A 22,827-nucleotide genomic window follows, 5' to 3' on the forward strand; every position below is an offset into this window, starting at 1 on the left:
TCCCGGCCGCGTACCCTGTCCCCCAACCCAGCACCCCCTTCATGAAGTGAGCCTCCGGCCATGCCCACAACACCTGACATGTCGACGGACATGACGACCGTCGCTGACAGCGGTCTCCTCGACACGCTGCAGCACGAGGTGGCGGTGTTCGCCCGCCGTGCCGAACAGACCCGCCTCGGTGGGGTCGGCCACGTGCGCAACTCCATGGACCGCGCCGCGTACCTGCTGCTCAACCGCCTGCACAAGGAAGGCCCCATGGGCGTCAAGGCGCTCGCGGCGAGCATGGGGATCGACTCGTCGACGGTCACCCGGCAGGTCGCCCCGCTGGTCGACACGGGTCTCGTCAAGCGCACCTCCCACCCGGAGGACGGGCGCGCGGTCGTGCTCCAGCTCTCCCCGCGCGGGCAGTCCCGGCTGGAGGAAGTGCGGGCGTCGCGCCGTCAGTTGATGGCCGAACTGACGGAGGACTGGGCGCCGGAGGAGCGCGAGGCGTTCTGCTCGCTGCTCACCCGCTTCAACGTCGCGCTGTCGGCGCGGATGGCCCCCCAGTCGGTGGGCACGGCCGCTGAGACGCCCGGCGCCTCCTGAGCCGGAGCCTGGGAGGGGGCCTCGCGCGCGGGCGGGCACCCGCGTGTGCCGGGAGGACGGCTCCCGGCCCTTGACCCCCGGGCCACCGCTGGCTTCCCATGAGACCGGGCCCTCCCGACGCACGGCAGACGTGTCGCGCGGCCGGCGGGGCGGTCCTCGGCACGCGGTCCGGCGGGAGGGGCGGTGGGACGACGGCACATGCTCGGCGACGCCCGCCGCCGCCGCGAGTTCGAGGCGTTCGTCGCGGGCGCGGCGGGACGCCTGCTGCACACCGCGACCCTGCTCACCGGCGAGTCGCGGGACGACAATCCGCGCGCGTGTCGCCTGCTGACGCTTTCGCTCGCGCACACGTACGCGTGCTGGGACCGGCTGCGCGGCGAGGACCCCTACGGCGTCGCGCGGCAGGAGCTGGCCACCCGGTTCGCGCGCTCGGTCTGGCACCGGTACGGCGGTCCGTGCGCGCTGGGCCGCAGCCGCCCGCACCCGGACAGCCCGCTCGCCCGGCTCTCCCCGAGGGAACGCCTGGTGCTGGTGCTGCGGCTGTACGAGGGGGTCGGCGAGGAGCAGACGGCGGCGCTGCTGGGGCTGCCCAGGGAGCGCGTCGAGGTGATCTGCTCGCGGGCGACCGCCACCCTGCTGCACCGGCCGCGCGAGGCCGCTCCCGCCGTGCTCGGGGCGAAGGCGGTGGCGCGGTGAACCGGGTCCGGCGGGAGGCGGCCGCACGGCGGATCATGGAGGCCGCGCCGCCCCCGCGGGTGCCGCCGGAGCTGTACCCGGAGATCGTGCGGCGCGGGGAGCGCCTGCTGTGGCGCCACCGGGTGGCCGTCCGGCTGATGTGGCTGGTGCTGTGCGCCGCGGCGGTGGCGTTCACGGTGTGGGCGCTCACCGCCCAGCCGTGGGTGGAGCCGCCGTCGCAGACGACTCCACCGCTCACCGGCTGGTGAGACGCCGCCTACTGCTCGAGCGCCTGCTTGAGGTCCTCGACCAGGTCGTCGACGTTCTCGATGCCCACGGAGAGGCGGACCAGGTCGGCCGGGACCTCCAGGGCCGAGCCGGCCACGGAGGCGTGGGTCATCCGGCCGGGGTGCTCGATCAGGGACTCGACGCCGCCGAGGGACTCGCCCAGCGTGAAGACCTGGGCACGGTTGCATACCTCGACGGCCGCCTGCTCGCCGCCCTCGACGCGGAAGGAGATCATGCCGCCGAAGGCGCGCATCTGCTTGGCGGCGACCTCGTGGCCGGGGTGCTCGGGCAGCCCCGGGTACAGGACGCTCGTCACGCGCGGGTGCCGGGTGAGCATGTCGGCGATCTTCGTGGCGTTCTCGCTGTGCCGGTCCATGCGCACCGACAGCGTCTTGGCGCCGCGCAGCACCAGCCACGAGTCGAAGGGACCGGCGACCGCGCCCATCGCGTTCTGGTGGAACGCGAGCTCCTCGCCCAGCTCCGCGTCGGCGGCGATCAGCGCGCCGCCGACGACGTCGGAGTGGCCGCCCATGTACTTGGTCAGGGAGTGCACCACGACGTCCGCGCCGAGGGACAGCGGCTGCTGGAGGTACGGCGTCGCGAAGGTGTTGTCGACGACGAGCCGGGCGCCCGCGTCCCGCGCCACCTGGGCGACGGCGGCGATGTCGGTGATGCCGAGCAGCGGGTTGGAGGGGGTCTCCACCCAGATCACCTTGGTCTTCGGGGTGATCGCGGCCCGTACGGCGGCCGGGTCGGAGGTGTCGGCCACCGACCACTCCACGCCCCAGCGGGCGACGACCTTCGCGAAGAGGCGGAACGTGCCGCCGTAGGCGTCGTTCGGGATGACCACGTGGTCGCCGGGGCTGAGCAGCGTACGCAACAGGCAGTCCTCGGCCGCCAGTCCGGACGCGAACGCGAGGCCGCGGCGGCCGCCCTCCAGGGCGGCGAGGTTCTCCTCGAGGGCCGTGCGGGTCGGGTTGGCGCTGCGGCTGTACTCGTAGCCGCCGCGCAGGCCGCCCACGCCGTCCTGCTTGTAGGTCGAGACCTGGTAGATCGGCGGGACGACCGCGCCGGTCAGGGGATCGGCGGTGTTGCCCGCGTGGATCGCGAGGGTCTCGAAGTGCTGACTGATGTGCCTGTCGCTCATGGGAACCGAGGGTAGTGCGCCCGGGCCCGGGATGCGGTGCGGGCGGAACGCGGCGGGCCCGAGGCCGCCCGTACGCCGTGTCCGCCGGACCGTTTTTCCACAGGTCGCCGACCTCGTTGGCCAAGTGGCGGCGGCGTCTGGAACGCTTGAGGCATGGAGATTCTCTGGGTCCTGATCGCCGCCGCCATGATCGGCTTCGTGCTGGTGCCGTTCATGCGGCGCAGGAGGGGCATGATCGAGCAGGTCTCGCCGGGCCACCCGGACGCCGCGGACCCGGCGAACTACGGCTTCGTCCGCCAGGAGGAGCTGGACATCCGGATGCCCGGTCCCGACCAGGACCTGCTGGACGTCCTCGACCTGGTGCAGCGCACCCAGGACTACCGGGCGGCCGCGCAGCTGCTGGCCGGCACCGAGGCCGAGGGGGAGCGCCGCTGGCAGCGGGTGCAGGCCTTCGCGGGCGCGGCGGCGCTGGAGCTCCAGCGGCGGCCGGGCGGGGGCGGCGAGGCGCCGGGCGGGCAGTGGCTGCGGGTGTGGCGCACCGAGCAGCCGAAGGACGCGGGCGGCGCGGCCGTGCAGGCGGAGTTCCTGGTGCAGCAGGCGTGGCGTACGGCGACGCCGGGCACGGACGAGTTCCGGATCATCATGGAGGAGGCGAAGGCCGCGTGCGGCCAGGCCGCGCTCCTCGCCCCGGGCGACCCGGTCCCGTACATCGTCGAGCTGTCGGTCGCGCGCGGGCTGGCGTACTCACGCGCCGAGTTCGAGCAGCTGTGGCTGAAGATCCTGGACCGCGCCCCGGCCCACATGGGCGCGCATCTGGCCGCCCTGCACTACTGGTGCGAGAAGTGGCACGGCTCGCGGCAGCTGGCGTACGAGTTCGCGGAGGCGGCGGCCGCCCGCGCGCCCCGGGGCTCGCTGCTCGCCGCGATGCCGCTCTTCGCCGTCTTCGAGCACCTGCCCGAGGTGACCCTGGTCGCCGGCTTCTACCAGAGCGAGGTCGTCACCAAGGCGATCCACGGCGCGCTGTACGCGGTGGGCGCAGCCCGGCCCGACGACCCGATGCTGGCGCATGTCCGCCATCTGCTGGTGTTCTTCCTGGTCCGCGGGGAGCGCTGGGCGGAGGCCATGGACCAGCTGGTGCACGTCGACGGGCATGTCGGTGCCCTGCCGTGGACGCTGTCGGCCGACCCGGCGGCGGAGTTCGCGGTGTACCGGGCGCTGGCGGTGGCGGGCTACGAGGCGAACGGCGGCAGCCCGGCGACGCTGCCCCACTGACACACGGCGGCCCCGCCGCGTCACGCGCGGCGGGGCCGTGAGGCTCGCGGTCAGCTCGCCTCGCGGGCGGGCAGGCGCCAGCCCGGGCGGGGGAAGTGGCAGGTGTAGCCGTCGGGGTAGCGCTCCAGGTAGTCCTGGTGCTCCGGCTCGGCCTCCCAGAAGGGGCCGACCGGCTCCACCTCGGTGACGGCCTTGCCCGGCCACAGGCCCGAGGCGTCCACGTCCGCGATCGTGTCCTCGGCGATCCGCTTCTGCTCGTCGTCCACGTAGTAGATCGCCGAGCGGTAGCTGAGGCCGATGTCGTTGCCCTGGCGGTTCTTCGTGCTCGGGTCGTGGATCTGGAAGAAGAACTCCAGGATCGTCCGGTAGTCGGTCCGCTCGGGGTCGAAGAGGATCTCGATGGCCTCCGCGTGCGTGCCGTGGTTGCGGTAGGTCGCGTTCGGCACGTCACCCCCGGTGTATCCGACCCGGGTCGCCGTCACGCCGGGGAGCCGGCGGATCAGGTCCTGCATCCCCCAGAAACATCCGCCCGCCAGCACGGCCCTCTGCGTCTGCGCAGCCATTGCGGCCCTCCATCCTTGTCGCTTCACACACTCGGGCTTCTCGGCTGGCATGTCCACCGGCATCGATGCCCACCAGCGACAACACGCCGGGGGCCGCCGCGATTCCGCGGGCGATCCCTGATCGGCGCCGGGCCCGCGTCCGCGGCACGGTCGGGGGCACCTCGGCTGGGGCTAGGCGGTGTCCTCCGCGGTGTTGAGCCGGGCCGCCTGACGGGTCAGGTGGTCGCGTTCCGCCAGGTTCGGGGCCTTGAAGGCGGCCTCCGCGTACAGGCGTGCCGCCGTCGGGAGGTCTCCGGCGCGTTCGTGGAGGTGGGCGGCCACGGCGGTGTGGCGGGGCAGGGCGGGGTCGAGTTCCGCGAGGGCGGCCAGTCCGGCCCGCGGGCCGTCGGCCTCTCCCACCGCGACCGCGCGGTTCAGGCGGGCGACGGGGCTGCCGGTGAGGCGGACCAGTTCGTCGTACCACTCGACGATCTGCACCCAGTCGGTCTCCGCGGCGGTGAGGGCGTCGGCGTGCAGCGCGGCGACGGCGGCCTGGGCCTGGAACTCGCCGAGCCGGTCGCGGGCGAGGGCCGCCTGCAGGATGCCGATGCCCTCGGCGATCGACCGGGTGTCCCAGCGGGAGCGGTCCTGCTCGGCGAGCGGCACCAGGCTGCCGTCGGGAGCGGTCCGGGCGTCGCGCCGGGCGTGGTGCAGCAGCATCAGCGCGAGCAGCCCGGAGACCTCGGGGTGGTCGACGGCCGCCGCGAGCTGCCGGGTGAGCCGGATGGCCTCGGCGGCGAGGTCGACGTCGCCGGAGTAGCCCTCGTTGAAGACGAGGTAGAGGACGCGCAGCACGGTGGCGACGTCGCCGGGCCGGTCGAGCCGGAAGCCGGACACCGTGCGCTTGGCCCGGCTGATGCGCTGCGCCATGGTCGCCTCGGGGACCAGGTAGGCCTGGGCGATCTGGCGGGTGGTGAGCCCTCCGACGGCGCGCAGGGTGAGCGCGACCGCGGAGGACGGGGTCAGCGACGGGTGGGCGCACAGGAAGTACAGCCAGAGCGTGTCGTCCGCGGACGGCACGGGTCCGGGGGCCGGTTCCCCGTCGGCGCGGTCCTGGCGCCGGCGACGCGCGGTGTCGGCGCGGGCCGCGTCGAGGAACCTGCGCCAGGCCACGGTGACCAGCCACCCCTTGGGGTCCTCCGGCGGGTCGGCGGGCCAGACCCGGACGGCCTCGACCAGCGCGTCCTGCACGGCGTCCTCGGCCGCCGCGAAATCGGCTCCGCGGCGGACGAGGACGGCGAGGACGCGCGGGGTGAGGCTTCTGAGCAGGGCCTCGTCCAGCGACGGGGGCATCGGCGCGGTCACTCCGTGATGGTGGGCGCCGCGTGCAGGAAGGGACGGAGCTCCAGCCACTCGTGGATCGGCTTCCCGCCCGCGCCGGGGGCGGCGGACAGCTCGCCGGCGAGTTCGACGGCGCGGTCGTGGCTGTCGACGTCGATGACCATCCAGCCGGCGATGAGGTCCTTGGTCTCCGCGAACGGCCCGTCGGTGACCGGCGGGCGCCCCTCCCCGTCGTAGCGGACCCAGGTGCCCTCGGGGGCGAGGGCCTGCCCGTCGACGAACTCGCCGGTCTTCTCCAGCCGCGCGGCGAAGTCCTCCATGTACTGGATGTGCGCGGAGATCTCCTCGGGGGTCCAGCGGTCCATCGGCACGTTGTTCACCGCGTCGGGGGCGCCGCGGTAGTGCTTGAGAAGCAGGTACTTGGCCATGACGGTCTCCTCGGTACGGACACGAACCATTGTGGTCGCGTTCACACCGGGGACGGAGCCCGTCCCGGGTTCTCGACATCCCGGTGGAAATTTTCTCGGGGAATTTTTCATTCGAAAGTGTCTGCGATTTCGCGCCGGTCGTGCCGGGACGGCCGGGTCCCCGCCGATCGGCGCCCCCGGCACGACGGGCAGTTGCTCTCCTACAACCATGCCTACGGCGTGCTCGATCGGGAGACCGCCGACGCCATCGAACACTCCGCGTATCTGCGGGAGTTCGCGAACTTCCAGGTCCGCACCACCACCGGCGCCGGCGGTCAGGTCCGGACGGGCCGGTACCTGATGGGCCGCGAGACCTATCTCGAACTGTTCGGCGTGGGGGACCTGCCCGGCCAGGACGGCGAACCGGGCGCGGGCGGCCTCGGTGTCTCCGCGGAGCGGTCCGGCGACCTGGCCCGCGCGGCCGGGCGGCTGCCGGGCCTGGGTGTCCCGGACCCCATCGCGTTCCGGCAGACCCGGGACTTCGGCGACGGCGTCCCGGTGCCGTGGTTCGACGCGGTCCTCACCACCGCGGAGTACGACGGCTTCGGCGCCTGGGGGATGGAGTACCGCCCGGAGTACTTCGCCGACCCGCGCGGCAGTACCGAACCGGCCGCGTACCCCGGTGACGTGGGCCGGGAGCGCTATCTGCCCGACGCCTACCGCGACCACCTGATGCGGGACGTCACCTCGATCCGGTCGGCGGTCACCCGGCGCGACCTCGACAGCACGGTGCCGCTGCTGCGGGCCGGCGACTTCCGCGTCCACCCGGCGCCGGGCGGCGGGATCGTCGCGCGGGGCGGCGGTACCACGATCCGGTTCGACGCGATGCCGCGCGAGGAGGCCGGCCTGCGGGAGGTGACGTTCGCGCTGAACGGCGCCGTGGCGTCCCGGCACGTGGAGCGCGTCGGCCGTTCGGTCCTCACCGTGGGCCCCGGCGCCCGCGCCGTGTGGACGTTCGGCCACTGAGCGGGGCACGGCCCGGCGGGGCGGTGGTCACCGGCCCCGCCGGCCACCTCACAGAGCCGTGCCCCGGCCCGCCCTGGTCGCGTCCGCGCCCCAGCTCGCCAGCAGCCGCAGGCCCTCCGCGGACGGGGAGCCGGGCTCCGCGTAGTACGTGGTCAGATGCTGCTCGGTGCCGTCGGCCAGCCGGAACGAGTCGTAGTTCAGGCGCAGCTCACCGACGAGCGGGTGCCGCAGGCGTTTGACGCCGTAGGTCTTCTCCTTGACGTCGTGGACGGCCCACAGCCGCCGGAACTCGGCGCTCTTGACGGACAGTTCACCGACCAGCGCGGACAGCCTCGGGTCGTCGGGGTGGCGGCCGGCGTCCATGCGCAGATAGCCCACCATGTCGGACGCCTTCTCGTCCCACTCCACGAACAGCTCGCGGTAGTCGGGCCGCAGGAACACCATCCGGGCCCAGTTCCGCTCCTGCGCCGGCAGCTCTCCCCAGTCGCCGAAGACGGCCGCGGTCATACGGTTCCAGGCGAGGATGTCCGAGCGGCGGCCCGTGATGTACGCGGGGATGCCGTCGATCGACTCCAGCAGATGCCGCAGCGCCGGCCGCACCTGCTCGGTCCGGGCGGACGGCTTCCTCTTGTGCTGCTTCGGCTTGGCCAGGTGCATGAGATGCGCGTGCTCGGCGTCGCTGAGCCGCAGCGCCCGCGCGATCGCGTCGAGGACCTCGGCGGAGACGTTGCGTCCGTTGCCCTGTTCCAGGCGCGTGTAGTACGCCACGGACACCCCGGCCAGCTGCGCCAGCTCCTCGCGCCGCAGCCCCGGCACCCGGCGGTGCCGCCCGAAGTCCGGCAGCCCCACGTCCTGCGGCTTCAGCCGGGCCCGCCGGGTGCGCAGGAACTCGCTGAGCTCGGCGCGCGGATCCAGCCCCGCCCCGGCGGAGGACCCTGTCTCGGATACGGGCTGCTCGTCCATGCCTCGAGTATTCCTGGTCCTACGCACGGGAGGCTGACCCCGCTGGTGGTAGGACCGGCGGACGTACGTACACCCGGGGGCTGGGTGGCCGCGGCGTGTCCGGGCAGGCTGGACGCCGTGCCCGGACACAGCACCACCAGGAGGTACCGGGCGCGCCGACCCCCGCGAGGAGATCCCCGGCATGACCACCGTCGCCGCGTACGCGGCCCCCGCCGCCAAGGCTCCGCTGGAGCGCACCACCATCGAGCGCCGCGAGGTCGGCGCGCACGACGTCCTGATCGACATCAGGTTCGCCGGCATCTGCCACTCCGACATCCACCAGGCCCGGGAGGGCTGGGGCGAGGCGATCTTCCCGATGGTGCCCGGCCACGAGATCGCGGGCATCGTCGCCGAGGTCGGCTCCGAGGTGACGACGTTCCAGGTGGGCGACCGGGTGGGGGTCGGCTGCCTGGTCGACTCCTGCCGTACGTGCGAGAACTGCGCGGCGGGCCTGGAGCAGTACTGCCTCCAGGGCAACACCGGCACCTACAACGCGATCGGCAGGGACGGCCGGCCGACCTACGGCGGCTACTCGGAGAAGATCGTCGTCGACGAGAACTTCGTCCTCCGCATCCCCGACGGCCTGTCCCTGGACGTCGCCGCGCCCCTGCTGTGCGCCGGCATCACCACGTACTCCCCGCTGCGCCACTGGAACGCCGGCCCCGGCAAGAAGGTCGCGATCCTCGGCATGGGCGGCCTCGGCCACATGGGCGTGAAGATCGCGCACGCGCTCGGCGCCGAGGTGACGGTCCTGTCGCAGTCCCTGCGCAAGAAGGACGACGGTCTGCGGCTGGGCGCGGACCACTACTACGCCACCAGCGACGACGCCACCTTCAAGGAGCTGCGCGGCACCTTCGACCTCATCCTGTCCACGGTGTCGGCGCCGCTGGACCTGGACCGGTTCCTGTCCCTGCTGCGGACGGACGGCGCCTTCGTGAACGTCGGCGCCCCCGAGGAGCCCGTCGCGCTGAACCTGTTCTCGGTGATAGGCGGCCGCAAGACGCTCGCGGGCTCCGGCATCGGCGGCATCCGCGAGACCCAGGAGATGCTGGACTTCTGCGCGGAGCACGGCATCGGCGCGGAGATCGAGCTGATCGGCGCCGCCGAGATCAACGAGGCGTACGAGCGGGTGCTCGGCAGCGATGTGCGGTACCGGTTCGTGATCGACACGGCGACGATCTGAGCCGGACCGGACCGGGGGCCCCGTGGCGGATGCGCCACGGGGCCCCCGGCGTTCCGGTCGCCGCATCAGGGCCCTGCGTGCGGGCGCTACTTGCCGTAGTAGGCGTTGTAGATCGAGATCGTCGCCTTGTTGCCCTTCTTGTCGGCGACCTTGCCGTGGAAGGAGATCCCCTTGCCCTTCGCGGGGTTCGTCACGGTGATCTTCCCGTTCCGCACGTCGAGCTTCTTCCAGGTCTGGCCGTAGTCGTACGACACGTAGACGTGCAGCGACTTCAGGTTGCGGCCGGCCGCGGCGCCGACGACGGTGACCGGGAAGGTGACCTTCTTGCCGGCGTCCACCCGGCTGTCCAGCCCGGTGCCGGCGCCGAACCGCACGGTGGAGACCGGAAGGGCCACCTGGTCACCGGACGGCTTCTTGGAACGGAAGGTCCAGCTCGCGTCGATCCGGGTGGAGGCGGCGGCGACCTTGACGCTCCGCTTCACCGAGGTCGTCAGCCGGTACTCCGCGTCCGCCGCGGGCACCTTGAACGTCTCCCCGAGCAGCGGATCGTCGTTGGTGCCGATCCGGGTGCCGTTGCGGTAGAGGTTCGTGGTGACCGAGGTGACGTCGGACGACCCGGCGTGCTTGTTGGCGTCGGCGAACAGCGGCAGGAAGCCGTAGATCTCGTTCCCGTCGCGGAACAGGCCGTAGTCCTTGTTGATGTGCGGGCCGAAGACGGCCGTGTTGAACGTCTTCGTGTAGCTCTTGCCCGCCGTGAAGGTCTGCGGGTCGCCCAGCGTGTAGAAGGCGTCCACGATCCGGAGGCCGTCGGCGTTCCGCCCGGAGTACTGCTCCATGTCGAACGTCCACTGGATCCTGTCGGACGTCGACAGGTACAGCGTCCGGGTGCCGGGCAGCTTCTGCTCCACCGGCGTGGCGAAGACGACGTCGTCGGGGAGGAAGCCCACGGGCAGCAGGGCACCGGTCTTGCCGGGGGCGGCGGCGCCGAGGCCATTGGTCACCTTGGCGAACTCGCCCGCCGTGAAGTGGCGGACCTTGTCGCCCTGGATCTTCTTGACCTTGGCCGCGGTGGCGACGTCGTACTCGGTGGCCGCGCCCTTGGTGTACTGGGCGTTCCAGGTCTGGGTCAGACCGCCGGCGACCTCCGGGCCCAGGTGGGCCATGCGCAGGTCGGCGAAGGAGCCGAGGCCGACGCCGAAGCCGATGCCCGCCGTGTCGTAGAAGTAGCCGGACGAGGCGAACACCGGTGTGGCCCGCGGGTCCGGCACGGTGATGTCGGCCGATCTCGTGGTGCGCGCGTCGATGGTCAGGGTGGTGTTCCGGGTGACGTTCAGCTTGGGCTGGACCACCCAGTCGAGGCCGCCCTCCAGGGTCACCCAGTCCTTGGCGATCCAGGCGTCCATCAGGTACGCGCCCTTGGGCACCCGCAGCCTGACCGTGCCGGAGGGGGTCGTCGGCACCTGGTAGGCGCGCTCGCTCGCCAGGCCGGAGAAGCCGATCAGGGCCGTGTTGTACTCGGGCGCGGGCTTGCCGTCGCGGCCGATGTGCTTGACGGTGACGTCGTACGACTCCACCTCGCGCTGGACCGCGGCGGCCGTACGGACGCTCTGCCCGCCGCCCGTCGCCGTCACGTACGCGGAGTAGGCGCCGTCCAGGGTGCCGCCCAGCCGGGTGTCGACGGTGAAGTCCACCGTGGCCCTGCCGCCCGCCGGGACCGTCACCTCGGTCGCGCCCAGTGCGAAGAAGCCCGCCGGGGCGGCGTGCCCCTTGGGGTCGGTGGCCGTCACGGCGAGCTGGAGCGTGACGTCCTTGGTGCCGAGGTTGCGGTACGTCAGCTTCCGGGTGTCCGGCTTGTCGTCGGTGTGCGGCCACTGCTGGGTGCCGAAGCCCACCGACACCGGCTCGGCGATGACGTTCTGCTTGATGGCCTTGTCGACCTGGACGCGGCCCGCGCCCTGCTGGAACGGCGTGTACGCGCCGCCCTTGGCGGAGGCGGTGAGGGCGCCCTTCAGCTCGGTGTAGGTCCAGTCCGGGTGCTGCTGCTTGAGGATCGCCGCCGCGCCCGCCACGTGCGGGGTCGCCATCGAGGTGCCCTCGATGGTCACATAGCCGGGCGGGTTCTCCCCGACCTCCTGCGCGATGGCGCTGCCCTTGGCGGAGGCGGCCGTGATGTCCACGCCGGGAGCGGTCACGTCCGGCTTGACCGCCCCGTCGCCGGCCCGGGGGCCGGTGCTGGACCAGGGCGCGAGGGCGTCCTTGTCGTCGACGGCGCCGACGGTGAGCGCGGCGTCCGCGCTGCCGGGAGAACCGATCGACTCCGGGCCCGCGTTGCCCGCGGCGATGGTGAACAGGACGCCCTTCTCGGCGGACAGCTTGTCGACCGCCGCCTCCAGGGGGTCGACCTCGGGGGTGTCGGTGCCGCCCAGGCTCATGTTGACGATCTGCGCGCCCTGGTCGGCGGCCCACTCCATGCCCGCGAGGATGCTGGAGTCGTCGCCGTAGCCCTCGTCGTCGAGGACCTTGCCGTTGAGGATGCCGGCGCCGGGCGCGACGCCCTTGTACTTCCCGCCGGACTTGGCTCCGGTGCCCGCCGCGATGGACGCGACGTGGGTGCCGTGCCCGACCTTGTCGCCGGTGTCCGGGGCGGGGCTGAAGTTCTTGGCGGCGACCACCTGGTCCTTGAGGTCCGGGTGGGTCGCGTCGACCCCGGTGTCCAGGACGGCGATCTTGACGCCCTTGCCGTCGTAGCCGGCCGCCCACGCCTTGGGGGCGCCGATCTGCGCGACGGACTTGTCGAGGCTGGCCCTGCGGACACCGTCGAGCCAGACGTGCGCGATGCCGGAGGCGGTCCGGTCGCCGTCGGTGAGCGCGTCCCACAGCCCGGGGGCGCCCTGGTCGGTGGTCTGCACGGCGTCCGCGTTGAGGGACTTCAGGGTGCGGCGCAGGGTGCCCGCGTCGCGGACGTCCGCCTTGGCGCCGGCGGCGGCCCCCCGGTAGCCGACGATGACCTTCGGGCCCTTGGCGCCGGAGGCGCCGGTGCGCGACCTCGTCAGCTCGGTCACGTCGAACAGGCGCCGGTCGAGCGTGCCGTCGGCGACCAGCCTGACGGCGTCGGCCGGTATCACGAGGGTGTGCCCGTCGACCCTGCGTATCTGGACGGGTATGTGGGTGCGCCCCTTCGCCCGCTCCAGGCCGACGACCCGGCCCTTGGCGTCGACCGAGACCCGGTCGCCCGTGATCAGGGTGACGCGGTGCGGGGACGGGGCGGAGGCGGCGCCCGACGGGCGCCGCTCCGGCTGGGCGGACGCGGGGCCGGTCGTTCCCGCGGTGAGGGCGAGGGCGGCCGCCGAGGCGACGGCGGCCACGCATGCTCGTCTGACGTGTCTGCGCAAGTTTCCCCCTTGCAGAAGATCCGGGTGGGTTACCCGTTCACCCGTCCAGGGGTGGTCCCGTACGCATGCGCGTCGCCCCCCGGATCACGCAGTATGCCGAGGGGCGATCTCACGACTCAAGGGAGCGGGGGGAGTTGGCGGGCGCACCGGGCGACTGTTACGTGACCTGCCCAACTCCGTTACGCAGTCGCCGGGTCAGGCCTTGGCGTTCTCCTTGACAGTGATGCGTCCCTTGCGGATGGTCGCCAGCCGCGGGGCCTTCCGCGCGATCGCCGAGTCATGGGTGACCAGGATGAACGTCAGCCCCAGCTCCTGCCACATGCGTTCGAGCACCTCCATGATCTCGTCGCGCATCGACTCGTCGAGGTTTCCGGTGGGTTCGTCGGCGAGCAGCACCTTGGGCCGTTTCACGAGGGCGCGGGCGACGGCCACGCGCTGCTGCTGCCCGCCGGACATCTCGGACGGCAGATGGCCCAGCCGCTCGCCGAGGCCCACGGAGTCCAGCGCCTCGGCGGCCCGCTCACGCCGCTCGCGGGCCTTCAGGCCGAGCGGGACGAGCGCGGTCTCGACGTTCTCCTGGGCGGTGAGGGTGGGGATGAGGTTGAAGGACTGGAAGACGAATCCGATGGTCTCGCTGCGGACCCGGGTCAGCCGGGCCTCGGGGAGCCCCGCCAGGTCGGTGCCGTCGAGGACGACCTCGCCCGAGGTCGGCCGGTCGAGGCCGCCGAGCATCTGCAGCAGCGTGGACTTCCCGCCGCCGGTGGGGCCCTGGATGACGAGCCGGTCGCCGTCCGGGATGGTGAGGTCGATCCCGTCGAGGGCGAGGACGGTGTCCTTGCCGCGGGTGTAGCGCTTGGTGACGTTTCTGAGTTCGTACATGGTGGCTCCTGGTTCGGGTCGGGGTGGTGCGCGTCGTTCCCGGCCGCTACGCGACGCGGCGCAGGGCGTCCGCGGGGCGCAGCCGCGAGGCCCGCCAGCCACCGAACGCGCCCGCGATCAGGCCGCCCGCCACCGCGAGGCCGACCGCCAGGCCCACCGTGGTGAGGCTGACCGGGGCGGTCAGGGCGACCTCGAGCGTCCGGGACGCGCTCTCCCGCCCGGGACCGCCGACGAAGCCGCCTCCGCCGCCGGGTCCGCCCAGGCCGCCGCCCCCGGGGCCGCCGCCCAGTTCCGCCTGGAGTGTCGGGCTGACCGCGGTCACCGCGTAGGCGCCGGCCAGGCCGACCGCGATGCCCAGGACGCCGCCGAGCAGCCCGTTGACGACCGCCTCGCCGACCACCTGCCGGGTCACCCGGCCCGACTTCCAGCCGAGCGCCTTGAGCGTGCCGAACTCCCGCACCCGGCGCGAGACCGCCGAGGAGGTCAGCAGTCCGGCCACCAGGAACGCGGTCACGAGCACCGCGACGGACAGCCAGGTGCCGACGCGGGTGGCGAGCGAGGACGCCGTCGACAGGGAGCCGGACACCGTGTCCGCGAGGTCGGCGGAGGTCGTCACCGTCGTACCGGAGACGTTCTTCTGGATGGCCGACTTGACGGCGTCGATGTGCTGGGAGTCGGTGGCCTGCACATAGACGGTGGTGACCTTGTCCTTGGCGTCGGCGAGGGTCTGCGCCCGCTTCAGCGGCATGTACAGGTTGGCGGCCGCGTCCCCGCTGTCGGGCGTGGCGATGCCGATGACCGTGAACTTGGTGCCCTTGACCGTGACGGTCGAGCCGGCCTTGAGCTTCTTCTCCTTGGCGTAGGAGGTGTCGGCGATCACCACCTTGGCGTCGGTCTCCGTCGCCTTGAAGGTACGGCCGCTGGTGATCTTCGAGGAGGTCAGGGGGCCGAGGCCGGTCCGGGTGACGTCGGCGCCGTAGACGGAGTAGGTGTTGACGTCGAAGTCGGCGCCGCCTCCGCGCACTTCGCCCTGCGGCTGCCCGGTGCCGCTCTGCCCGGGCGGCCCGTCGTTCGGGTCCTGCTGGAACTGGCCGCGGGTGAACTCGCCGCTCACCTTGAGGACTTGCAGGCTCAGTCCGCCGACCGCGTCGGCGACACCGTCCTGCCCGCCGACCTCGGTGACGGTGGAGGCGGGCAGCGTCTGGAAGCCCTGGACCATGACGCGGTCGCTGGACTGCTCCCCGCCGGAGTCGTCGTCCCGGGCGTCGAACCGGAAGCGCGGGCGCTCCGAGGCGCTCGACGCGGGCTCGGCGGCCTTGGTGACGGTCATGTCCGTGCCCAGGCCGTACAGGGACTGCAGGACCTTGTCCTGGGCCTTGCTCATGCCGGAGGACACCGAGGTGACCAGGATGACCAGCGCGATGCCCAGCGCGAGCCCGGAGGCGACGACGAGGGCCGCCTTTCTGCGGCGGCGCAGTTCGCGCCTCAGGTAGGTGAAGAACATGCGCCGCAAGCTAAGGGCCGCGCCTGATGAAGCGATAAGGCCGCGATAAGAGACGGATGAGAAGGCCCGCGCGGCCCGGAAACGCCGATGCCGCCCCTGGGGGCGGCATCGGGTCGTGCGGGGGACGGTGTGGCTCAGACGGCCGAACCGGCCTTCCACTGGGCCCAGTCGAGGTTCCAGCCGTTGAGGCCGTTGTCCGGGGCGATGGTCTTGTCGCCGGTGTTCCGGACGACGACGACGTCACCGACGATGGAGTTGTTGAAGAACCAGTAGCCGGCGGTGCCCTTGTCGTTGGCGCCCTTGGTGTCGGACAGGCCGACACAGCCGTGGCTGGTGTTCACGCTGCCGAAGATGGACTTGGCGCCCCAGTAGTTGCCGTGGATGAAGGTGCCGGAGGTGGACAGGCGGATGGCGTGCGGCACGTCCTTGATGTCGTACTCGCCCTTGCCGTCGTCGTCCGTGAAGCCCACGGTCGCGCCGTTCATGCGCGTCTCCTTGAACTTCTCCGACATCACCATGACGCCTTCGTACGTCTTGTTCTCCGGGGAGCCGGCCGAGATCGGGATGGTCTTGACGACCTTGCCGTCCTGCGTGACGCGCATCTGCTTGGTCTTCGCGTCGACGTAGGAGACCTGGTTGCGGCCGATCGTGAAGGTGACCGTCTTCTGCTGGACGCCGTAGACGCCGGCGGCGCCCTCGACGCCGTCCAGGGCCATCTTCAGGGTGACCGTGGAGCCTTCCTTCCAGTAGTCCTGGGGGCGGCAGTCCATGCGCTTGTCGTTGAACCAGTGGCAGACGACTTCCTGGCCGCTGGTGGAGTTGACGGAGACGGCCTTCTGCACGGCGGCCTTGTTGGTGATCGCCTTGTCGAAGTTGATCGAGACGGGCATCCCGACGCCGACGGTGGAGCCGTCCTCCGGCGTGAAGTAGCCGAGGAAGCTGTTGTCCGGGGAGACGGTGGTGAAGGAGCCGTTCTCGTGGGCTTCGAGGCCCTTGGCGTCCTTCGCGGTCACCGTGATCTTGTAGGTGGTCGAGCGCTGCAGCGGGCCGCTGGGCTTCCAGCTCTTCTTGTCGGCGGATATCCGGCCCTCGACGGCGGCGCCGTCGGCGGTCGTCATCTTCACGTCCGTGAGTGAGCCCTTGCTCACGGTGACGGCGGCGGAGCTGTTGATGGAGGCGTTGTCGGTGCCGTCCTTCGGCGTGATCTTGATCTGCGCCTCGGAGGTCTTCTTGGCGGCGGCCTCGTCGACCTTGGCCTGCGAGGTGTCGCCGCCGCCGCCGGAGGCGTCGGCGTCACCGCCCGAGCAGGCCGAGAGCACCAGGACACCGCCGAGCAGAGCGGACGCGGCCGCCAGGCCCTTGCGCCGCTTGCTGTTCGTCATCACACGCTTCTCCATCGTTCCCGAATCCCCAAAACGCCCGAGAGCCCCGTCAAGGATCTTCAACGCCACGACCGGTCCGTCCCGTTCCACATCCCTGCCATGTGTGGGGCACACCACCTCGGTCGTGGCCGGTGGTGCTGATCGCGGTGCACGCCCCCATGAGACGACACAACCCCGGGCGGCGGTTGCCGCCCGGGGTCACGATTTCCCCAAGACGCCTCAGCCGGCCCGCGTGGGCTCTTCGTCGTCGAAGTCCTCCTCGCCATCATCCCCGCCGAGGTCCCACTCGGGCGAATGCGGGTCGTAGTCGATGGCCTCGGTCGACCAGGAGGCCTGGGCGAGCTCGATCCCCGGCACCTCACTGACCAGGTCGAACGGATCCACGAGATAGGCCAGCGCCTCCGCAGTGTCTTCCGTCACAACGGTCTCGGCGTGTGCCCGCTCGTCGTCGGGCAGGCCGCCCTCGGCCGCCTCGTCCTCGATGCGCCCCAGCGCGGCGGCCCGCACGGCCGCCTCGTCGGCCACTTCCAGGACGAGCTCCAGACGAAGCCGTACAAAGCGTGTGTTTTCCGGTGTACTCATACCTGGAGCGTACGGCTCATTTCCCCCGTGACTTTCCCGTGACCCGCGACTTTCACTACCATCGGCCCACACGGCCAATTCGCCAGTAGCGCAAGGGGATCGATATTCCGTGTCCGCCGCTCACCGATCGTCGTCCACCGCACGCCGATCGCTGCTGACCGCCACCGCCGCGGGAGCCCTGCTGGGCGCCCTGTGGTTCGTGCCCTCCGCCAACGCCACGGGCGGGGAACCGGCGAGAACGGAACCCACGGCGGCCCCTTCCGTCCAGGTCACCCAGCAGGCGCGCGCCGCCTCCACCGGCGCGGACGGCACCGCCGAGACCGCACAGGACACCCGGCTCGCCGATACCGGAAGCTTCGACACCACCCCGTACATCGTGGGCGGGACCGCCTTCCTCGCGCTCGGCGCGGGCTTCGTCGCCTACTCGGTGCGCCGCGAACATCTCGGGTTCTAAAATGTCTTGACGATTCTTTGACTCGCCGTTCATAGTCCCGATCATGAAGAGATCATCGGGCGTGCGTGTAGCCGCCACGGTTGCCGTGAGCGCGCTGTCGCTCGCCCTTGTCACGGGTTGCGGTGGGGGGTCTGACGACGCGTCGAACGGCTCTGACGGGCAGACCGCGAAGGACACGAAGGCCGCCAAGGCGCTCAGCGCCGCGGAGCTCAAGAAGTCGATCATCGCTCAGGGCGATGTCGAGGGTTTCACGGTGGACGCCTCCGGCAAGAAACTGCCGAAGTCCAAGGACGAGGTGAAGGCCGCGGACGCCAAGTGCGCGCCGATCGCCTACGCCATGGCCGGTCTGGCGCCCGGCGACGCGGCGGCGAGCGCCTCCGTCCTCGCCACGCAGGAGAAGAAGCCCAGCGCCGACGCCTCCAAGGCCCTGGAGGACCTGACGGAGGGTGAGATCGAGGATTCGCTGACCTCCGCGATGAGCCTCGACATGACGGCGGTGAGCCTGTCGTCGTACGACGGTGACGGCGCCGAGCAGACCTTCAAGTCCGTGTCGGACGCGGTGGACGGCTGCGCCGGCGGCTTCTCCACGGCCACGCAGGGCGCCGAGCAGAAGGTCACCAAGGTCACCTCGGAGAAGGCGTCCGGCGCCGGCGACGAGTCGGTGGCGTTCACGGTGGTGAGCGACGAGGAGGGCGAGAAGTCCACCACGCACGCCCAGGTGGTGCGGCACGGTTCGACGATCGTCACCTACCACACGATCAACATCGGCCTGATGATGACGGGCAAGCCGTACACCGTCCCCGCCGCCCTCGTCGAGGCGCAGACCGCCAAGCTGAAGTAATCCGGTCCGGTACACGACGAGGGGCCCTGCCGCACGCGGCAGGGCCCCTCTCGCCGTCACGGGGACGGCCGCCGGTTCACAGGAGCGGGCCGGTGACCTTCTCCACGGCCGCGACCAGCTGCCCGGTGCGCACGAAGGCGTCCGCCGCGGCGAGGTCGGGGGCCAGGAACCGGTCGGGCCCGGCACCCTGGACGCCCGCCGCCCGGACGGCGCCGATGACCTCGCGGGAGGCCGGTGCCGGGGTGAGCCCGTCGCGCAGCTCTATCGCGCGCGTGGCCGCGTACAGCTCGACGGCGAGGACACGCGCGAGGTTGCCGACGGCGGTGCGCAGCTTGCGGGCCGCCGACCAGCCCATCGAGACGTGGTCCTCCTGCATGGCGGACGACGGGATCGAGTCCGTCGAGGCGGGCACGGCCAGCCGCTTCATCTCGCTGACCAGGGCGGCCTGCGTGTACTGGGCGATCATCAGGCCCGAGTCGACACCGGCGTCGTCGGCCAGGAACGGCGGCAGCCCGTGGCTGCGGTTCTTGTCCAGCAGCCGGTCGGTGCGGCGCTCGGCGATGGACGCGAGGTCGGCGGCGGCGATGGCGAGGAAGTCGAGCACATAGGCGACGGGCGCCCCGTGGAAGTTGCCGTTGGACTCCACGCGCCCTCCCTCGGTGCCCCCGGGCAGCACCACCGGATTGTCGACGGCCGCGGCGAGTTCGCGCTCGGCGACCAGCCGGGCGTGCGCCATCGTGTCCCGCCCGGCGCCGGCGACCTGCGGGGCGCAGCGCACGGAGTAGGCGTCCTGGACGCGGGGCGCGTCCTCCTGGTGGTGCCCGGTGAGCTCCGAACCCTTCAGCACGGCGGCCATGTTGGCGGCGGACGCGCCCTGCCCGGGGTGCGGGCGGATGGCGTGCAGCTCGGGCGCCAGCACCCGGTCGGTGCCGAGGAGCGCCTCCAGCGACAGGGCGGCGGTGACGTCGGCGGACTTGTAGAGCGTGTCCAGGTCGGCGAGGGCCATGATCAGCATGCCGAGCATGCCGTCGGTGCCGTTGAGGAGGGCGAGGCCCTCCTTCTCGCGCAGTTCGACGGGCTGGATGCCGTGCGCGGCGAGGAGGTCGCGGGCGGGCCGCACGACGCCGTCGGGGCCCTCGGCGTCACCTTCGCCCATCAGTGTGAGGGCGCAGTGCGACAGCGGGGCGAGGTCACCGGAGCAGCCGAGGGAGCCGTACTCGTGGACGACGGGCGTGATCCCGGCGTTGAGGACGTCGGCCATGGTCTGCGCGACCTCCGGCCGTACGCCCGTGTGGCCCGAGCAGACGGTCTTCAGGCGCAGGAACATCAGCGCCCGGACGACCTCCCGCTCCACCCGGGGGCCCATGCCCGCGGCGTGCGAGCGGACGATGTTGCGCTGCAGCTGGGCCCGCAGCTCCGGGCTGATGTGGCGGGTCGCGAGGGCGCCGAAACCGGTGGAGACGCCGTAGACGGGCTCGGGCTTGGCCGCCAGCGCGTCCACGATCTCGCGCGCGGCGGCGAGGGCCGCGAGCGCCTGCGACGACAGCTCGACGCGGGCTCCGCCGCGTGCCACGGCGAGGACGTCGGACGCGGTGACCCCGGACGTCCCCACCACCACAGTGTGCATATCCATATTCAGGAGCGTACGCAGTGAAGATGAAGATGTCACTAGTGGGTGGCCGTTCCACCCCTTACCGGGCGGCGCCGGTCACGGCAGCCGCCCGCGGAACCGCCGCCGCTCCAGGGCGCCCTCCCCGGAGGGCTCGGTGTCGGCGAGCCGCAGCACCGGATCGTCCGGCCCCTCGCGCCCCGCGACCACGGGCCGCTCGGCCCGCAGCGCCTTGGCACGGTACTGGGCGGCGTCCGCGAGCCGGAACAGCCGCCGGGCGCTGCGCACCGGTCCGATCGGGTCCTCGGTGGACGCGACCCCGCACGCCACCCCCTCGCCCAGTTCCAGCTCGGCCGCCCTGCGGCACAGCTCGTCGGCGGCCTTGACCACGTCGTCCGCCGGGGAGCCGACGGCCAGCAGACAGAACTCGTCCCCGCCGAGGCGGGCGGCGAGCGCGCCCGGGAGCATGGCCCCGCACAGCGACAGCACCGACCCGAACCGCTCCAGCAGCCGGTCGCCGACGGCGTGGCCCTGGGTGTCGTTGACCCGCTTGAGCCCGTTCAGATCGCACACGACGAGGGAGACGACGACCCCGTCCGCGCGATGCCGCTCGACGGCCTCCTCCAGCCGCACATCGACGGCGCGGCGGTTGGCCAGTCCGGTGAGGGAGTCGGTGAACGCCAGCCGCCGGGCCTCCTCCAGCCGCTCGCTCTGCGCGAGCCCGGCGGCCACCACCGAGGCCAGCACGGTCGCGAAGTCGGCGTCGCCCCGGTCGAAGACGGGGACCCCCGCCGGGCGCGCCACATAGAGCTCCCCCCAGGCCCGCCCGTGCAGCACGATCGGCGCGACCACACAGCAGCCCCGGCCGCGGCGCCGCAGCGCGGCGACCCGCTGGTGGCAGTACCCGGGGTGGCCCGCGGCGGGCCCCTCGGCCGTCTCCACCCAGGCGTCGGGCTCGCCGCCGGCGGCCCACCGCTCGTGCAGGAACTCGGTGATCTCCGGGAACTGGTGGACGGGATACGTCTCCTCGGCGGGGAACTCCTCCTCGCCCTGGGTGCGGTCCCCGACGTTCACGAGGACCCGCAGCCGCCCGAGCTCCCGCTCCCACACCGACAGCGCGGCGAAGCTCCCCGCCAGCGCCCGGCACGCCCCGAGTGCCGCCGCCCGCCAGGACTCACGCGCGGTGTGCGCCGCCGCCATCCCCTGGGCCAACGCGACCACGGCCGCGAGCCGTCTGTCCTCACCCATCACCCCAGGCTAGGGAGCTTTGCCCTTCTTTGGGACATTGGTGTGGCGAACGGGGCGCTCACCGGGACTCCGCCGCGCCGGTCACTCCCCCGGCCACCGGGGCTTGCGCTTCTCGTTGAAGGCGGCCACGCCCTCCGCGCGGTCCCCCGAGAAGGCCACCGACCGCCAGGCCGCGTCCTCGACCTCCAGGCCGGCCGGCAGATCCAGCCCGAAGCCCAGGCGCAGGGCCTTCTTCGCGGCCCGCAGCCCGACCGGCGAGTTGGCGGCCATCCGGGCGCCCAGCGCCAGCGCCTCCTCGCGGTCGCGCCCCTCCTCGACGAGCACGTCGACCAGGCCCAGCTCACGGGCCTCGGGGGCCTCGACCCGGCGCGCGGTGAAGATCAGCTCGGCCGCGCGGGCGGCCCCGACCCGGCGCGGCAGCAGCTGTGTGCCGCCGCCCCCGGGGATCACGCCGACCGACACCTCGGGCAGGCCCACCACGGCCGTGGGGTCGGCCACGATCACGTCGCAGGACAGCGCCAGCTCGAAGCCGCCGCCGAGCGCGAAGCCGTGCACGGCCGCGACGGTCGGCACGGGCAGCTCCAGTACGCCCGTGTACGCGCCGCGCGCCACCGGGCGCTGCCGCACCAGGTCGGCGTCGCTGAAGGAGTTGCGCTCCTTCAGGTCCGCCCCGACGCAGAACGCCCGCTCGTGCGTGGACGTGAGCACCACGACCCGTACGTCACGGTCGGCGCCCAGCGCGGCGCAGGCACCCGCGATCGACCGGGCCATCTCCGTCGAGACGGCGTTCATGGCCTTGGGCCGGTCGAGGGCGAGCTCCGCGACATGCCCGTCCCCATGCCGCCGCACCAGGACGAACTCCCCGAACCGCTCCTCACTCATGACACCCTCCGGTTAACGCGGGTTAACAACACTCGCCCCGATCATCGCAGCCCGGCCCCTCCGGGGAAAGGCCCACCACGCGCGGGGCCGTCCCCGTCCCCGACACCCGTTCGAGTGACATCCCGCCCAAGTCCCGCTCCTCCTCCCACAGCACCGCATAACGTGCCCGACACCACGGCGCCCAGGGAGCACGGGCGCGTTGGGAGGGGTCGCGATGGGCAGCACGGCGGACAGACCGAAGGAACGGGCACCGGGCCGGATAGCGGAGGCGCCCGAAGCGGGCGCGGGCAAGGCGCGACAGCCGAGGCCGCAGCCGGCCCAGGGCACGACGTACGGGACAGGGGCGCCGCAGAGGACCCCGGGCACCGGCCCGGCCGGCACTCCGGAACCGGTGCCGCCGGCGGACGAGGCGCGGCCCGCGCGGCAGGCCCCGCCCTCCGCCGGGACGGACACCGAGCCGCCACGGCCGGCAGGGGACACGGGCACCGCAACCGGATCCCCCCGACCCTCCACAGAAGCCGCTGCCGCCGTGAAACCCGGCCAGGACCCACGGCCGGCCGGGGACACGGGCACCGCAACCGGA

21 protein-coding genes are annotated in these 22,827 nt (G+C 72.5%); 8 read left to right on the top strand and 13 right to left on the bottom strand.

Translation table 11 applies throughout. The features are described from left to right. Window positions 1-78: 78 nt before the first annotated feature. The 3 genes from ABZ899_RS13895 to ABZ899_RS13905 all read left to right on the top strand — a co-directional run bounded on the left by ABZ899_RS13895 (window position 79) and on the right by ABZ899_RS13905 (window position 1,532). Entirely contained in the window at window positions 79-588 is a 510-nt protein-coding gene (locus ABZ899_RS13895; protein WP_361345246.1) for a MarR family transcriptional regulator, read from the top strand. Window positions 589-786: 198 nt separating this feature from the next. Continuing rightward, window positions 787-1,284, top strand: coding sequence for a sigma factor-like helix-turn-helix DNA-binding protein (locus ABZ899_RS13900; RefSeq protein WP_361345248.1), 498 nt, complete (start codon window positions 787-789; stop codon window positions 1,282-1,284). Beyond that, on the top strand, window positions 1,281-1,532 hold the full coding sequence (locus ABZ899_RS13905; RefSeq protein WP_361345175.1) for a hypothetical protein: 252 nt from the start codon (window positions 1,281-1,283) through the stop codon (window positions 1,530-1,532). The genes ABZ899_RS13900 and ABZ899_RS13905 overlap by 4 nt, the downstream gene beginning before the upstream one ends. Window positions 1,533-1,540: 8 nt before the next feature. On the opposite strand, the gene ABZ899_RS13910 is transcribed toward ABZ899_RS13905, so the two are convergent. Then, window positions 1,541-2,698, bottom strand: coding sequence for a cystathionine gamma-synthase (locus ABZ899_RS13910; protein ID WP_361345177.1), 1,158 nt, complete (start codon window positions 2,696-2,698; stop codon window positions 1,541-1,543). Window positions 2,699-2,851: 153 nt separating this feature from the next. On the opposite strand from ABZ899_RS13910, the gene ABZ899_RS13915 reads away from it, so the two are divergent. Next, the gene (locus ABZ899_RS13915; RefSeq protein ID WP_361345179.1) at window positions 2,852-3,970 is read left to right on the top strand and encodes a hypothetical protein; all 1,119 of its coding nucleotides are present in this window, start codon (window positions 2,852-2,854) and stop codon (window positions 3,968-3,970) included. Window positions 3,971-4,020: 50 nt separating this feature from the next. Here the strand turns inward: ABZ899_RS13915 and msrA are convergent, their stop codons facing one another. From msrA to ABZ899_RS13930, 3 genes are all read right to left on the bottom strand, one after another. Further along, complete coding sequence (gene msrA, locus ABZ899_RS13920) at window positions 4,021-4,533, bottom strand: peptide-methionine (S)-S-oxide reductase MsrA (protein ID WP_361345181.1); 513 nt, start codon at window positions 4,531-4,533, stop codon at window positions 4,021-4,023. A 171-nt stretch (window positions 4,534-4,704) separates the two neighbouring features. Next, entirely contained in the window at window positions 4,705-5,853 is a 1,149-nt protein-coding gene (locus ABZ899_RS13925) for a DUF6596 domain-containing protein (protein WP_361345250.1), read from the bottom strand. A gap of 20 nt (window positions 5,854-5,873) precedes the next feature. After that, window positions 5,874-6,281 carry a YciI family protein gene (locus tag ABZ899_RS13930; protein ID WP_361345183.1) on the bottom strand — a complete coding sequence of 136 codons (408 nt, stop codon included), beginning with the start codon at window positions 6,279-6,281 and terminating at the stop codon, window positions 5,874-5,876. Window positions 6,282-6,407: 126 nt separating this feature from the next. On the opposite strand from ABZ899_RS13930, the gene ABZ899_RS13935 reads away from it, so the two are divergent. After that, window positions 6,408-7,286 (top strand): DUF5829 family protein, encoded by an 879-nt coding sequence (locus ABZ899_RS13935; RefSeq protein WP_361345252.1) that lies wholly within the window; start codon window positions 6,408-6,410, stop codon window positions 7,284-7,286. Window positions 7,287-7,334: 48 nt separating this feature from the next. On the opposite strand, the gene ABZ899_RS13940 is transcribed toward ABZ899_RS13935, so the two are convergent. Further along, window positions 7,335-8,249, bottom strand: coding sequence for a helix-turn-helix transcriptional regulator (locus ABZ899_RS13940; RefSeq protein WP_361345185.1), 915 nt, complete (start codon window positions 8,247-8,249; stop codon window positions 7,335-7,337). Window positions 8,250-8,430: 181 nt separating this feature from the next. On the opposite strand from ABZ899_RS13940, the gene ABZ899_RS13945 reads away from it, so the two are divergent. Beyond that, complete coding sequence (locus ABZ899_RS13945) at window positions 8,431-9,471, top strand: NAD(P)-dependent alcohol dehydrogenase (RefSeq protein WP_361345187.1); 1,041 nt, start codon at window positions 8,431-8,433, stop codon at window positions 9,469-9,471. An 86-nt stretch (window positions 9,472-9,557) separates the two neighbouring features. Here the strand turns inward: ABZ899_RS13945 and ABZ899_RS13950 are convergent, their stop codons facing one another. The 5 genes from ABZ899_RS13950 to ABZ899_RS13970 form a co-directional block, all read right to left on the bottom strand. Then, complete coding sequence (locus ABZ899_RS13950; RefSeq protein WP_361345189.1) at window positions 9,558-12,863, bottom strand: S8 family serine peptidase; 3,306 nt, start codon at window positions 12,861-12,863, stop codon at window positions 9,558-9,560. Between the two features lie 195 nt (window positions 12,864-13,058). Continuing rightward, complete coding sequence (locus ABZ899_RS13955; protein WP_361345191.1) at window positions 13,059-13,742, bottom strand: ABC transporter ATP-binding protein; 684 nt, start codon at window positions 13,740-13,742, stop codon at window positions 13,059-13,061. A gap of 46 nt (window positions 13,743-13,788) precedes the next feature. Then, entirely contained in the window at window positions 13,789-15,246 is a 1,458-nt protein-coding gene (locus ABZ899_RS13960) for an ABC transporter permease (RefSeq protein WP_361345193.1), read from the bottom strand. A 134-nt stretch (window positions 15,247-15,380) separates the two neighbouring features. Next, window positions 15,381-16,628, bottom strand: a complete 1,248-nt coding sequence (locus ABZ899_RS13965; RefSeq protein ID WP_361345194.1) for an Ig-like domain-containing protein — start codon at window positions 16,626-16,628, stop codon at window positions 15,381-15,383. 219 nt (window positions 16,629-16,847) lie between these two features. Then, a complete protein-coding gene (locus ABZ899_RS13970; RefSeq protein ID WP_361345196.1) occupies window positions 16,848-17,210 on the bottom strand; it encodes a hypothetical protein in 363 nt (120 codons plus the stop codon). A 109-nt stretch (window positions 17,211-17,319) separates the two neighbouring features. Here ABZ899_RS13970 and ABZ899_RS13975 point away from each other — a divergent pair, with 109 nt between their 5' ends. After that, complete coding sequence (locus ABZ899_RS13975) at window positions 17,320-17,664, top strand: hypothetical protein (RefSeq protein ID WP_361345198.1); 345 nt, start codon at window positions 17,320-17,322, stop codon at window positions 17,662-17,664. Between the two features lie 43 nt (window positions 17,665-17,707). After that, window positions 17,708-18,505: a hypothetical protein gene (locus ABZ899_RS13980; RefSeq protein ID WP_361345200.1), complete on the top strand. Its 798-nt coding sequence runs from the start codon at window positions 17,708-17,710 to the stop codon at window positions 18,503-18,505. Between the two features lie 76 nt (window positions 18,506-18,581). Here ABZ899_RS13980 and hutH read toward each other — a convergent pair whose 3' ends face one another. The 3 genes from hutH to ABZ899_RS13995 form a co-directional block, all read right to left on the bottom strand. After that, window positions 18,582-20,132: a histidine ammonia-lyase gene (gene hutH, locus ABZ899_RS13985; protein WP_361345254.1), complete on the bottom strand. Its 1,551-nt coding sequence runs from the start codon at window positions 20,130-20,132 to the stop codon at window positions 18,582-18,584. An 81-nt stretch (window positions 20,133-20,213) separates the two neighbouring features. Further along, window positions 20,214-21,362 (bottom strand): sensor domain-containing diguanylate cyclase, encoded by a 1,149-nt coding sequence (locus tag ABZ899_RS13990; protein ID WP_361345202.1) that lies wholly within the window; start codon window positions 21,360-21,362, stop codon window positions 20,214-20,216. A gap of 81 nt (window positions 21,363-21,443) precedes the next feature. Further along, window positions 21,444-22,244 (bottom strand): enoyl-CoA hydratase-related protein, encoded by an 801-nt coding sequence (locus ABZ899_RS13995; RefSeq protein ID WP_361345204.1) that lies wholly within the window; start codon window positions 22,242-22,244, stop codon window positions 21,444-21,446. Between the last annotated feature and the right edge of the window lie 583 nt (window positions 22,245-22,827).

This window comes from Streptomyces sp. NPDC046859 (assembly GCF_040645135.1).
In the GTDB taxonomy this organism is placed as follows: Bacteria; Actinomycetota; Actinomycetes; order Streptomycetales; family Streptomycetaceae; genus Streptomyces.